Consider the following 12,302-nt stretch of genomic DNA (forward strand, 5'->3'; position numbering starts at 1 on the left):
TTGAGAACAGCGCTGTGCGATTATTCAGTCAGTTAAGTTGGTATTTTTTGCGGGAGTGGCGACGCTATCTGGGAGCGGTCATCCTGCTGATTGTTATTGCTGTTCTGCAGTTGCTGCCGCCGCATGTGGTGGGGATCATTGTTGACGGCGTGACAGGCGACACCATGAGTACCGGTCGCATCATGATGTGGATTGGGATCATGCTGGCAACGGCGGTCGTGGTCTATCTGCTGCGCTATGTCTGGCGCGTGCTGCTGTTTGGCGCCTCCTACCAGCTGGCGGTTGAGCTGCGTGAAGATTTTTATCGTCAGCTGAGTCGTCAGCAACCGGCATTTTATCTGCGCCATCGCACGGGTGACCTGATTGCGCGCGCCACTAACGACGTGGATCGGGTGGTGTTTGCTGCCGGGGAAGGGGTGCTGACGCTGGTGGACTCGCTGGTTATGGGCTGTGGCGTGCTGCTGGTGATGAGTACCCAGATCAGCTGGCAGCTGACGCTGCTCTCGCTGGTGCCGATGCCGGTGATGGCGATCGTCATCCATCGTTACGGTAATCAACTGCACGATCGCTTTAAGCTGGCTCAGGCAGCCTTTTCCAGCCTTAACGATCAGACGCAGGAGAGCCTGACCAGCATCCGCATGATCAAAGCCTTTGGGCTTGAGCAGCATCAGTCACAGCAGTTTTCCGCTATCGCCCGCGACACCGGTGAGAAAAACCTGCGCGTAGCGCGGGTTGATGCCCGTTTCGATCCCACTATCTATATCGCCATCGGCTTTTCAAACCTGCTGGCGATTGGCGGCGGCAGCTGGCTGGTGTGGCATGATCAGATGACGCTGGGTCAGCTCACCAGTTTCGTGATGTATCTCGGCCTGATGATCTGGCCCATGCTGGCGCTGGCCTGGATGTTTAATATTGTCGAACGCGGCAGTGCCGCGTGGAGCCGCATCGGCGCGCTGCTGGCGGAAGCACCGGCGGTGGAAGATGGTGACAAAACGCTGCCGCCTGACCCCGGAACGCTTCAGGTGGCGATTCGAGCCTTTCACTATCCGGCCAGCACGGCGCCGGTGTTAAGCGATGTCTACTTTCAGCTGAAACCCGGTGAGATGCTGGGACTGTGCGGCCCGACCGGCAGCGGCAAAAGCACGCTGCTCAGCCTGATTCAGCGCCACTTTGACATTCAGCAGGGGGATATCCGCTACCACCAGATCCCGCTGCCGCAGCTGCGGCTCGACAGCTGGCGCAGCCGTCTGGCGGTGGTCAGCCAGACGCCGTTCCTCTTCTCTGACAGCGTGGCCAGTAACATTGCGCTGGGGAAACCGGGCGCGTCCCGGCTGGAGATCGAACAGGCCGCCAGGCTCGCCTGCGTACATGACGATATCCTGCGTCTGCCACAGGGTTATGAAACGGAAGTCGGGGAGCGGGGTGTGATGCTCTCCGGGGGACAGAAGCAGCGCCTTTCCATTGCCCGGGCTCTGCTGCTGAATGCCGAAATCCTGATTCTGGATGACGCGCTTTCTGCGGTGGATGGCCGAACCGAACATGAAATTCTGCATAACCTGCGCATCTGGGGAGAGGGACGCACGCTGATTATCAGCGCGCACCGCTTATCGGCGCTGACGGAAGCCAGCGAAATTCTGGTGATGCAGCAGGGCAGCGTCGCTCAGCGCGGCGACCACGATACGCTGAGCGGAACGCCCGGCTGGTATCGGGATATGTTCCGTTATCAGCAGCTGGAAGCCGCACTGGATGATGATGAAAATGAGAAAGGAGTGCCGCATGGCTAAGTCTGCCCGCTTGTGGCCTACCCTGAAGCGCCTGCTGAGCTACGGTAAGCCCTGGCGTAAATCCCTGTCGCTGGCCGTCGGCCTGCTCTGGATCGCGGCCGCTGCTGAAGTGACCGGACCGGTGCTGGTCAGCTACTTTATCGACAATCTGGTGGCGAAACATCAGATGCCCTGGGGGCTGGTCGCTGGCCTGCTGGTCAGTTTCATTCTGCTTCAGCTACTGGCCGCCGCGCTCCACTACTGGCAGGCGCTGTTATTCAACCGGGCGGCGATCGGCGTGGTGCAGCGGTTACGCAGCGATGTGATGAATGCCGCGCTCTGCCAGCCGCTGAGCGCCTTTGATACCCAGCCGGTCGGTCAGATTATTTCACGCGTGACGAATGACACCGAAGTCATCCGCGATCTCTACGTCACGGTGGTCTCAACCGTGCTGCGCAGTGCCGCGCTGGTTGGGGCCATGATGGTGGCGATGTTCAGCCTTGACTGGCGCATGGCGCTGGTGGCGATGATGATCTTCCCGCTGGTGCTGATGGTGATGGTGATCTATCAGCGCTTCAGTACACCAATTGCCCGCCGGGTTCGCGGTTATCTGGCCGACATCAACAACGGCTTTAACGAAGTGATCAGCGGCATGAGCGTGATCCAGCAGTTTCGTCAGCAGGCCCGCTTCGGCGAGCGGATGGGCGAGGCCAGTCGCTCTCACTACCTGGCGCGGATGGAAACGCTGCGTCTCGACGGCTTTCTGCTGCGCCCGTTGCTGAGCCTCTTTTCCGCAATGGTGCTGTGCGGCCTGCTGGTCCTGTTCAGCTTCTCTGTGCCCGGCGTTTTTGAAGTCGGTGTGCTTTATGCCTTCATCACCTATCTGGGACGCCTGAATGAGCCGCTGATTGAGCTGACCACACAGCAGTCGATGTTGCAGCAGGCGGTGGTCTCCGGTGAGCGCATCTTCGAACTCATGGATGCCGCGCAGCAGCAGTATGGCGACAGTCAGCAGCCACTGGCTTCCGGCCGCATTTCGCTGAACAATCTGAGCTTCGCCTACCGTGAAAACCGCGATGTACTCAGTGACATTAATCTTGAGGTGGCGCCGCGCGAATTTGTGGCGCTGGTCGGACATACCGGCAGCGGCAAAAGCACGCTGGCAAACCTGCTAATGGGCTACTACCCGGTGACGCGCGGTGAGATCCGCATTGATGACCGGCCGATTGGGGATCTGAGCCATAGCGTGCTGCGACACGGGATCGCCATGGTGCAGCAGGACCCGGTGGTGCTGGCGGATACGCTGCTGGCCAATGTCCGGCTGGGCCGTGATATCAGCGAAGAGGCGGTCTGGACGGTGCTGGAACAGGTCCGGCTGGCGCCCCTGGCGCAGGCTCTGCCGGAGGGGATTCACACCCGGCTGGGTGAGCAGGGGAATAACCTGTCTGTCGGGCAGAAGCAGCTGCTGGCGCTGGCGCGGGTGCTGGTCGATCTGCCGCAGATACTTATTCTGGACGAAGCAACGGCCAATATTGACTCCGGCACGGAACAGGCGATTCAGCAGACGCTGGCCAGACTGCGTCAGCACAGCACGCTGGTGGTAATTGCTCACCGTCTCTCCACCATTATCGACGCCGACAAAATCCTGGTCCTCCATCGCGGCCGGGTGGTCGAGCAGGGCACGCACCAGCAACTGCTGGCGATGCAGGGCCGCTACTGGCAGATGTATCAGCTTCAGCAGGCCGGGGATGATCTCGCGTCGGGCGTGCCTGCCACCGCGGAAGCCTGACCTGCACCTTTTTTGCGCAGTTTTATCGGACTAATCTGTATAAATGCACTCCTTTGACGCCTGAAGCACCAAAGGAGTGCATCCCGATGCGCTGACCGGCTTTCTCCTTTTCCCCCTTTTCAGAGCCACTGCAGAGCCTCTCCTTGCTCCATCCCGCCTGACCCACTGATTATCACCGCTTTTACTAACTGGCACAGCCTTTGCTTATCTCCCTGTGTGTCCGTAAACGTTACCTATTTACTCGCTGGAGGGGATCCAATGAAGCTGGTTACCGTCGTAATTAAGCCATTCAAGCTGGAGGATGTGCGTGAAGCTTTGTCCTCTATCGGCATTCAGGGACTGACCGTCTCCGAAGTGAAAGGGTTTGGCCGCCAGAAGGGGCACGCCGAGCTCTATCGGGGCGCAGAGTACAGCGTGAACTTCCTGCCGAAAGTCAAAATTGATATCGCTATTGCCGACGATCAGCTGGACGAAGTTGTGGATGTCATCAGTAAAGCGGCTTACACCGGAAAAATTGGCGACGGTAAAATTTTCGTGGCTGAACTGCAGCGCGTCATTCGTATTCGTACCGGCGAGACCGACGAAGCCGCTCTGTAATTACGACTCAGTATTGTGATGGGATGGAATAAAAATGAATAAAGTTCTGACTAAGCTGGGCCTGACCAGCCTGGCACTGTTACCATCGCTCGCGATGGCTGCGCCTGCCGTTGCGGACAAGGCTGACAACGCATTTATGATGATTTGCACCGCGCTGGTGCTGTTTATGTCAATTCCAGGGATTGCGCTGTTTTACGGCGGTCTGATTCGCGGTAAGAACGTGCTGTCGATGCTGACGCAGGTGGCCGTCACTTTCTCGCTGGTGTGCGTCCTGTGGATGGTCTACGGCTATTCACTGGCGTTCAGCGAAGGTAACGCCTTCTTTGGCGGATTTGGCTGGGCCATGCTGAAGAATATCCAGCTGACCGCGGTAATGGGCAGCTTCTATCAGTATATCCACGTTGCATTCCAGGCCTCATTTGCCTGCATCACCGTGGGCCTGATTGTGGGTGCCATTGCAGAGCGTATCCGTTTCTCAGCCGTACTGATCTTCGTCGGTGTCTGGCTGACGCTGGCTTACCTGCCTATCGCGCATATGGTATGGGCAGGCGGTTTCCTGGCGCAGGATGGCGCGCTGGACTTTGCCGGCGGTACCGTCGTGCATATCAACGCCGCGGTAGCGGGTCTGGTGGGCGCGTATCTGGTTGGCAAACGTGCCGGCTTTGGTAAAGAAGCTTTCAAACCTCATAATCTGCCGATGGTCTTCACCGGCACCGCGATCCTCTATGTAGGCTGGTTCGGCTTCAACGCCGGTTCTGCCTCAGCTGCAAACGAAATTGCCGCACTGGCGTTCCTGAACACCGTTGTGGCAACGGCGGGTGCCGTACTCTCATGGACCTTTGGTGAATGGGCGGTGCGCGGTAAGCCTTCTCTGCTGGGCGCCTGTTCAGGCTTTATCGCCGGACTGGTCGCGATTACCCCAGCCTGTGGTTATGTTGGCGTCGGCGGTGCACTGATTATCGGACTGGTTGGCGGACTGGCGGGTCTGTGGGGTGTGACCTCTCTGAAGAAATGGCTGCGTGTGGACGACCCCTGCGATGTGTTTGGTGTGCACGGCGTCTGCGGCATTGTTGGCTGTATCCTGACGGGCGTGTTTGCCTCCTCTTCACTGGGCGGCGTCGGATATGCGCAGGGTGTGACCATGGGCCATCAGGTCTGGGTTCAGCTCTTCAGCGTCGGCGTCACAATCGTCTGGTCTGGCGTGGTGGCCTTCATCGGCTTTAAACTGGCCGATCTGATTGTCGGTCTGCGCGTACCGGAAGAGCACGAACGCGAAGGTCTGGATGTTAACAGCCACGGCGAGAACGCTTACAACCAGTAATGCGTGAGAGTATAAGCAGTGAAAAAGGGGCGAGCTATCGCCCCTTTTTTTATTCGCTTCGCTGGCGCATCACCCCTTCCTGCACCGTAGAGGCGACCAGCACCCCCTGCTGATTGTAGAACTCACCCCGTACGAACCCCCTGGCACCTGACGCTGAAGTACTTACCACGCTGTAGAGCAGCCACTCGCTGAAGTCGAACGGACGATGGAACCACATCGAGTGATCGATCGTGGCGACCTGCATATCCGCCTCTAAAAAGCCTTTGCCGTGTGGCTGCAGCGCAACCGGCAGGAAATTGAGATCCGACGCATAGCCGAGCAGATACTGATGGATGCGCAGATCGTCAGGCAGCGGACCGTTGGCCCGGATCCAGACCTGGCGCTCAGGCTTGTCCACATGCCCGCGCAGCGGATTGTGAATCTGCACCGGGCGGATCTCCAGCGGACGTTCCGCGATAAATATCTCCCGCAGTTTTTCCGGCAGCATGTGCGCCATCTTCTGCGCCATCGCCTGTTCCGTGACCAGATTTTCCGGTCCTGCCACCTGTGGCATCACATTCTGATGCTCAAAGCCACTTTCCGGTGACTGGAATGAGGCGGTCATATAAAAAATGGGCTGACCATTCTGTATGGCACTGACCCGGCGGGCGCTGAAACTTTTGCCGTCACGCAGGGTTTCGACGTCGTAGATAATCGCTTTCTGGCTGTCGCCGGGCCGCAGAAAGTAGCTGTGAAAGGAGTGAATCGTCCGATCGGTCGCGACGGTTTGCTTTGCGGCATAGAGCGCCTGACCCACCACCTGACCGCCAAACACCTGGCGCAGGCCAAGATCTTCACTCTGGCCGCGATATAAACCTTCTTCCAGTTTTTCCAGATTTAATAAATTCAGCAGATTTTGCAGTGCCTGACTCATGGCGCGTTCCTCAATATAGTGACCTGCTCAGTGTGAAAGATCGGACCAGTTGACGTCAATCAGACTTTCCGCTTTGCCTGTGCCAGGCAAAATTTCATTTTTGTGCCAACATTAAGGACATACGGCGAGTGAAACGCTGTAAGCAGGATTCGCTGCCGACAATCATTTTGATCAAATGGAGACGACATCAATGAAACTGTGGCATGTGTTCAGTGGGGTAGTTATGGCGGTTGCTGTTGCGGGCTGTGCCGACAAGAGTAAACCTGTGCCAACACCAACGTTGGGTTCTGCGGTAGCCGGACAGACGGCGGCGATTGCGCAGCCTAACGTCAGCGGTTCAGTCTTTATTCGCCAGCGCATCGCGCTGCCGCCGGATGCGGTGTTAACCGTGACGCTGTCGGATGCGTCTGTTGCCGACGCCCCGTCAAAAGTGCTGTCACAACGCGTGGTGCGGACGGAAGGCAAACAGGCGCCGTTCCAGTTTGTGCTGCCGTTTAACCCGGCTGACATCCAGCCAAATGCACGCATTCTGTTAAGCGCCGCCATCGCGATCGACGGCAAGCTGGCCTTTGTCACTGACAGCGTAAAACCGGTCATCAATCAGGGCGGCACCAAAGCTGAACTGCTGCTGGTACCGGTGCCTTCAATGGCGATGCCAACCCAGCCAGGCGCAGCGACCACCGTGCCTTCGACATCACCGACTCAGGTCACGCCTTCTGCGGCGGTGCCTGCACCCACCCGTCTGTAATGTGCAAACGGGGCGGCAGAGCCGCCCCGTTTTTCAGCCATCAAATCGCCAGCGATACGTTTCAAGATCCAGCTCACCGGCATCACTCACCACAATCCCTTCTGCTTCCAGTGCATCCCGCTGTCGTATCAGCTGGTCGCCCTGAAGCGAAATCATGCCGTGACGATTGACGACACGATGCCAGGGGAGGGTGGTTCCCTCGGGTAACCGGCTCAGCACACCGCCGACCTGACGTGCCGCACGCGGCGAACCGGCCAGTCGTGCCACATCGCCATAGGTCGTGACACACCCGGATGGAATCGCGGCAACAATTTGCCAGATGCGTTGCTGGAAAGTGTCAGGCTGATTCATGTGCTTATTTCGTCAGGAAAAAGAGGGTTAACTTTATCATGCAGAGGCGATGGTGAAAGCATCAACGCGGCGGTTGTTCAAGAAAACAACGGTTGTCCCGACGACGCTTGCAATTGCCAGCCCCTTCCCAGATAATGCCCCCGCTCTCGTAAAGAGGGCTTGTCAATGGGGGCCCTGTTGGTTCTCCCGCAATGCTAGCTTGTGAACTCGGTCAGATCCGGAAGGAAGCAGCCGTAGCAGGTGATGCGTGTGCCGGGATGTAGCTGGCAGGGCCCCCACCACTTTCCCCCCCCTGAACTTCTTCCCCAGTCTGACAGACAGGCAAAACCCGCCTGGGCCGATCCTTTGCCGGCAGGCAGGAATATCCGGTACTTAATGTGGGGACAATGCCGTCAGATGCAGGTGAGCAGATTAGCGGACAAACTTCCAGACCGAACCCGGTACTTTATCGTAAAGCTTATTCATCGTCAGCTCGGCCAGACGATGGTCAGCTGCCGAATAGAATACCGCTAATTCATCTTCCGGTAATTCATACTTATTCTTTTCGATCACCCGCTCCAGGGTATCCAGGGAGCGACAGCGACGCAGTCGCATCAAATAATCAGTTTTTGTCAGTGTTTTGTTCATAAATAAAGCGTTCTCACGTCTGTACTATAATGAATGGCTCGGTTGCTGGAGAAAAGCGCACTCTTCAGTGAACAGATTAAATAAGCGTTTTGCTGAACGTTGCCACCGCTGAAGATCAGGATTATTGATACCGTAGTTACTGAATAACATAAAAGTATCATCAAGATATTCATCGATTTGCGAAATCAGCGCTTCATCTTCAACGTGTTTAATTTTGTAATTCATGGTGAACGAAGCGATATGTTCAATCAGATCGTTCAGGTGCAGATTGCTTTCAGAAGTGGGATCATTTACCCAGCCATGATGGCTGTCAGTCAATGTTGCCATGCTGTCGTCAAACAGGCTCTCACACAGGTATTTCAGCTGGGCAATATCATGCCGTTTTGGTGAGTATTCGTCCATCTTTTTCCCCTCCATAGCTTGCACAGTTGCCGCAGGGCGGCGAGTTCGGATAAAGCGGCCAGGAAGCGATCTTTCAGGTGGTTATTAAACGGGATACGTTAAAGATAGTGTAAAACCATTAGTTCTGCTCATCTCAATTACTAAATATTACAATTCATCACCCGGAGAGGGTTGCTGGTTGTCTATCACATCAAACTCAAGCGCGCCGGGCTTAATGTAAAAGTTTACCCGCTCCGTTTGGGTCACCGTTTCATTCAGATCCTGACAGGGACTAAATAAATTCCACTGAAAATCGTAAAGTAATTTAAAACTATTCAGATCCAGGTATTCAACGGAAATTATTTTTAAACTGTCTGGTACTAACTGCGCATTCTGAGCGTACCAGCGTAAATCCCCTGTCAGCAAATCTGATATTTTGAGAATATTCCGCTGAACAACTTCAGCTATTTTTGCGCAGTCTGTTTCACCCATCGCAATATCACATTCAATCCGTGACAGCATATCTTGTCTACTCCTAACCGTTAATAAACCTATCATTGGTTTTACGCAACAGGTTTGCAAGCCAGTAAAGCACAAAACTGCCATTTTCTGAGTTTTGCCAGCAAAGCGGTGCGGCGGGTGTGGCTTAAACGCTCCCGGGGCGGCCGGATTCCCGATACCTTTTGAAACACATTCCGCTCTTGAACCGCAGGCTGCATCCGGTATCCTTATTGTTATGTTATAACATATTGGTGAACTGATGCGTCAGAGTGGATTACTTATGTCGCTGGGCGGACGGCTGAGCGTCGCCCTGCTGATCATCGCGCTGCTGGCTGTCGCGATATATTGGGGGATCAGCGCATGATCCGATTTAACGCACTGCGTGCAGGCTACCAGGGAGAGGGGGTCACCCCGGCGATCACGGGTCAGCTCGCAGCAGGCTCCATGACTGCACTGGTCGGTGCAAACGGCAGCGGGAAATCGACCCTGCTGAAAACCATTGCGGGTTTACTGCCGCCGGTAAGCGGACGCTGCGAACTGCAGGTGGCGCGCCGGGATATCGGCTGGCTGCCACAGCGCACCGAACTTGAGACCCGCTTTCCGCTGACGGTCTTCGAACTGGTCTCCATGGGGTGCTGGCCACGCTGCGGCTGGTTTGGCGGCATTAACCGGTCACTGCGGCGTGAAATCGGGCAGGCGCTGGAGGCGGTTCAGATGAGCGATTATGCGGACGCGCAACCGGCCACCCTCTCGGGCGGGCAGCTTCAGCGCGTCCTGTTTGCCCGGCTGATGCTACAGCGCAGCGCGCTCTGGCTGCTGGATGAACCCTTTAACGGCATAGACAGCCAGACGGTTACCCTGCTGATGTCGATTCTGGAGCAGCAGCAGCAGGCAGGCACCACCCTGCTGGTAGTGCTGCATGACCGCCCGCTGGTGGCGCGTTACTTCAGTAACGTCCTGTCGATGGATGAACATCATCTCAGCGATACCTTCCGGTCCGATGTCCTGGCACGGAGTCGAGCCTCGTGACCCTGATTCAGCCTTTTATCGAATTTGGCTTTATGCGGCGAGCGCTGGTGGCCTGCCTGGCGCTCGCCGTCAGTGCCACGCCACTCGGTGTGTTCCTTTCGCTGCGTCGTATGAGCCTGATTGGTGACGCCTTATCCCATGCGGTGCTGCCGGGTGCGGCCATTGGCTATCTGATCTCCGGCCTCTCCCTGGTGGCCATGGGTATCGGCGGCCTGATTGCCGGGCTGGCGGTCGCGCTGCTCTCTGGCGCAGTCAGTCGCTACACGCCATTGAAAGAGGATGCCAGCTTTGCCGGATTCTATCTTGGATCACTGGCGCTGGGCGTCACGCTGGTTTCATTGCGCGGCTCAAGCGTGGATCTGCTGCACGTTCTGTTTGGCTCACTGCTGGCGGTCGACAACGCGGCGCTGTTGCTGGTCGGTGGCATCGCGGCCTTTACGCTGATCATGCTGGCGGTTATCTATCGCCCGCTGGTCATCGATGCCTTTGACGGTGACTTTCTGCGGGCGCAGGGGAAATGGAGCGCGCCGCTGGTGCATGGCCTGTTTTTAATGCTGGTGGTGCTGAACCTGGTCGCGGGCTTTCAGGTGCTGGGCACGCTGATGTCGGTGGGTTTAATGATGTTACCCGCTGCCAGCGCCCGTTTCTGGAGCCGTCATCTTGCGGCGATGCTGGCCATCGCCATCTTCATGGCAACCCTCTCTGCGCTGGCGGGCCTGATGCTTTCCTGGCACTTTTCGCTGCCGGCCGGCCCCGCCGTGGTGCTGAGCGCCGCCATGCTCTTCTTTCTCTCGATTCTGACAGGACCGTGCGGCGGAATTTTACGCCGCCATTAATCTCAAGGGGTATCTATGAAAAAATTACCGGTTAGTCTGGCGCTCGCTGCGCTGTTCGCCACGCCGCTGGCGATGGCAAAAACCGTAGACGTTGTCGCCAGCTTTACCGTGCTGGCAGACATCGTCAGCCAGGTGGGAGGTGATCATGTGAAGGTGAAAAGTCTGGTAGGGCCGGATGGCGATCCCCATACGTTTGAACCGACGCCGCAGGACAGCCAGGCGCTGGCAAAAGCGGATCTGGTCTTTGTCAGCGGGCTGGGACTGGAAGGGTGGATGGACCGCCTGGTCAGCGCTTCCGGTTATCACGGTCAGCCGGTGGTCGCCTCTGCGGGTGTCACCACGCGCAGCATGGAAGAGGAGGGCAAAACCATCACCGATCCGCACGCCTGGAACAGCATGCAGAACGGCGTGATCTATGCGACCAACGTGATGAATGCGCTGGTCAAAGCCGACCCCGAGGATGCTGCGGCGATCCGTCAGCGCGGACAGAATTACATTCAGCAGTTACAGGCGCTGGATAGCTGGGCAAAGACGGCGTTTGATAAAATTCCTGTGGAGAAGCGGAAGGTGCTGACCAGCCATGATGCCTTTGGCTACTTTGGCCAGCGCTATGGCGTGACGTTCCTGGCGCCCGTCGGGTTCTCTACCGAAGCAGAAGCGAGTGCCAGCAACGTCGGTGATCTGATCACCCAGCTGAAACAGCAGCACATCACCCGCTATTTCATTGAGAACCAGACCGATCCGCGTCTGGTTAAACAGATCGCCAGCGCTACGGGAGCGGAGCCGGGCGGTGAGCTCTATCCGGAGGCGTTGTCTCCGGCTTCTGGTCCGGCACCGACCTATCAGGCTGCCTTTAAGCACAACGTGAACGCCATGCTGAAGAGCATGCAGTAAGCATAAAGGCCGGGCAAGCCCGGCCAGTCATCACGACACACACTAGCGTTTCTTCTTTCTTCCCTGTACGGCTTTAAAGCGCGGATTCGTTTTGCAGATGACGTAAATACGCCCCTTGCGACGAACCACCCTGCAATCCCGATGGCGATTTTTTGCGGAACGCAGCGAGCTTAATACCTGCATGACCCTCTCCTCTATTTACGACCCAGGAAGCGCCCGAAGCGCTGGTTAAAGCGCGCGGTGCTGCCCTCTTTAGCGAAATCTTTCTGTTTACCGGTGTAGAAAACGTGTGAAGCCGACGACACATCCAGCGTGACGTAGGGCAGCGTTTCACCTTCAAACTCTACGGTGCGGTCGGTTTTAATGGTTGAGCCGATCTTGTAGTAAACGTCAGCTGAGGTGTCATGGAAGACCACCGGGCGATAGTGAGGATGGATATTAGCTTTCATAATGCACACCTATGTAATGTTATAATATAACAATATTATGCGCCGCTGCGGAACGGAATGCAACGTCTGCTGATGGCAGAAAGGCGAGGGGAAGAGGAGGGCG

General features: G+C 56.8%; 15 protein-coding genes and 1 other RNA gene. 9 read left to right on the top strand and 7 right to left on the bottom strand.

Features of this window, described 5'->3' with window-relative positions; all coding sequences use genetic code 11:
- Window positions 1–14: 14 nt before the first annotated feature.
- The 4 genes from HFD97_RS00765 (at window position 15) to amtB (ending at window position 5,470) form a co-directional block, all read left to right on the top strand.
- The gene (locus HFD97_RS00765; protein WP_167431161.1) at window positions 15–1,784 is read left to right on the top strand and encodes a SmdA family multidrug ABC transporter permease/ATP-binding protein; all 1,770 of its coding nucleotides are present in this window, start codon (window positions 15–17) and stop codon (window positions 1,782–1,784) included.
- Window positions 1,777–3,552 carry a SmdB family multidrug efflux ABC transporter permease/ATP-binding protein gene (locus tag HFD97_RS00770; protein WP_009091682.1) on the top strand — a complete coding sequence of 592 codons (1,776 nt, stop codon included), beginning with the start codon at window positions 1,777–1,779 and terminating at the stop codon, window positions 3,550–3,552. Before HFD97_RS00765 ends, HFD97_RS00770 begins: the two co-directional genes overlap by 8 nt.
- A gap of 258 nt (window positions 3,553–3,810) precedes the next feature.
- Window positions 3,811–4,149 carry a P-II family nitrogen regulator gene (gene glnK, locus HFD97_RS00775; protein WP_003850469.1) on the top strand — a complete coding sequence of 113 codons (339 nt, stop codon included), beginning with the start codon at window positions 3,811–3,813 and terminating at the stop codon, window positions 4,147–4,149.
- Between the two features lie 34 nt (window positions 4,150–4,183).
- The gene (gene amtB, locus HFD97_RS00780) at window positions 4,184–5,470 is read left to right on the top strand and encodes an ammonium transporter AmtB (RefSeq protein ID WP_009091680.1); all 1,287 of its coding nucleotides are present in this window, start codon (window positions 4,184–4,186) and stop codon (window positions 5,468–5,470) included.
- Between the two features lie 49 nt (window positions 5,471–5,519).
- Here amtB and tesB read toward each other — a convergent pair whose 3' ends face one another.
- Complete coding sequence (gene tesB, locus HFD97_RS00785) at window positions 5,520–6,383, bottom strand: acyl-CoA thioesterase II (RefSeq protein ID WP_009091678.1); 864 nt, start codon at window positions 6,381–6,383, stop codon at window positions 5,520–5,522.
- Between the two features lie 190 nt (window positions 6,384–6,573).
- On the opposite strand from tesB, the gene HFD97_RS00790 reads away from it, so the two are divergent.
- Window positions 6,574–7,131 (top strand): YbaY family lipoprotein, encoded by a 558-nt coding sequence (locus HFD97_RS00790; RefSeq protein ID WP_058956361.1) that lies wholly within the window; start codon window positions 6,574–6,576, stop codon window positions 7,129–7,131.
- A gap of 33 nt (window positions 7,132–7,164) precedes the next feature.
- On the opposite strand, the gene HFD97_RS00795 is transcribed toward HFD97_RS00790, so the two are convergent.
- A complete protein-coding gene (locus HFD97_RS00795) occupies window positions 7,165–7,482 on the bottom strand; it encodes an MGMT family protein (protein ID WP_111207332.1) in 318 nt (105 codons plus the stop codon).
- Window positions 7,483–7,657: 175 nt separating this feature from the next.
- Between HFD97_RS00795 and ffs the strand changes: the two genes are divergently transcribed.
- An RNA gene (gene ffs / locus HFD97_RS00800) (signal recognition particle sRNA small type) lies at window positions 7,658–7,754 on the top strand.
- Between the two features lie 139 nt (window positions 7,755–7,893).
- Here ffs and HFD97_RS00805 read toward each other — a convergent pair.
- The 3 genes from HFD97_RS00805 to HFD97_RS00815 form a co-directional block, all read right to left on the bottom strand.
- Window positions 7,894–8,109, bottom strand: a complete 216-nt coding sequence (locus tag HFD97_RS00805; protein ID WP_003850458.1) for an HHA domain-containing protein — start codon at window positions 8,107–8,109, stop codon at window positions 7,894–7,896.
- A 24-nt stretch (window positions 8,110–8,133) separates the two neighbouring features.
- Window positions 8,134–8,511 (bottom strand): Hha toxicity modulator TomB, encoded by a 378-nt coding sequence (tomB, locus tag HFD97_RS00810; RefSeq protein WP_046101364.1) that lies wholly within the window; start codon window positions 8,509–8,511, stop codon window positions 8,134–8,136.
- Window positions 8,512–8,658: 147 nt separating this feature from the next.
- Window positions 8,659–9,012: a hypothetical protein gene (locus tag HFD97_RS00815; RefSeq protein WP_150029366.1), complete on the bottom strand. Its 354-nt coding sequence runs from the start codon at window positions 9,010–9,012 to the stop codon at window positions 8,659–8,661.
- Between the two features lie 339 nt (window positions 9,013–9,351).
- On the opposite strand from HFD97_RS00815, the gene HFD97_RS00820 reads away from it, so the two are divergent.
- From HFD97_RS00820 to HFD97_RS00830, 3 genes are read left to right on the top strand one after another with little or no spacing between them, the layout of a single operon-like run.
- Window positions 9,352–10,020 (top strand): metal ABC transporter ATP-binding protein, encoded by a 669-nt coding sequence (locus HFD97_RS00820; RefSeq protein ID WP_167431160.1) that lies wholly within the window; start codon window positions 9,352–9,354, stop codon window positions 10,018–10,020.
- Complete coding sequence (locus HFD97_RS00825; RefSeq protein ID WP_009091667.1) at window positions 10,017–10,856, top strand: metal ABC transporter permease; 840 nt, start codon at window positions 10,017–10,019, stop codon at window positions 10,854–10,856. The genes HFD97_RS00820 and HFD97_RS00825 overlap by 4 nt, the downstream gene beginning before the upstream one ends.
- Before the next feature lie 15 nt (window positions 10,857–10,871).
- Window positions 10,872–11,750, top strand: a complete 879-nt coding sequence (locus HFD97_RS00830; protein ID WP_009091665.1) for a metal ABC transporter substrate-binding protein — start codon at window positions 10,872–10,874, stop codon at window positions 11,748–11,750.
- 42 nt (window positions 11,751–11,792) lie between these two features.
- Here the strand turns inward: HFD97_RS00830 and ykgO are convergent, their stop codons facing one another.
- Together ykgO and HFD97_RS00840 are read right to left on the bottom strand one after the other, a co-directional pair.
- Complete coding sequence (ykgO, locus tag HFD97_RS00835; protein WP_009091664.1) at window positions 11,793–11,933, bottom strand: type B 50S ribosomal protein L36; 141 nt, start codon at window positions 11,931–11,933, stop codon at window positions 11,793–11,795.
- An 11-nt stretch (window positions 11,934–11,944) separates the two neighbouring features.
- Entirely contained in the window at window positions 11,945–12,199 is a 255-nt protein-coding gene (locus HFD97_RS00840; protein WP_009091662.1) for a type B 50S ribosomal protein L31, read from the bottom strand.
- Window positions 12,200–12,302 lie beyond the last annotated feature (103 nt).

Origin of the sequence: Pantoea sp. EKM103V (genome assembly GCF_011800365.1) — a bacterium.
GTDB lineage: Bacteria > Pseudomonadota > Gammaproteobacteria > Enterobacterales > Enterobacteriaceae > Pantoea > Pantoea anthophila.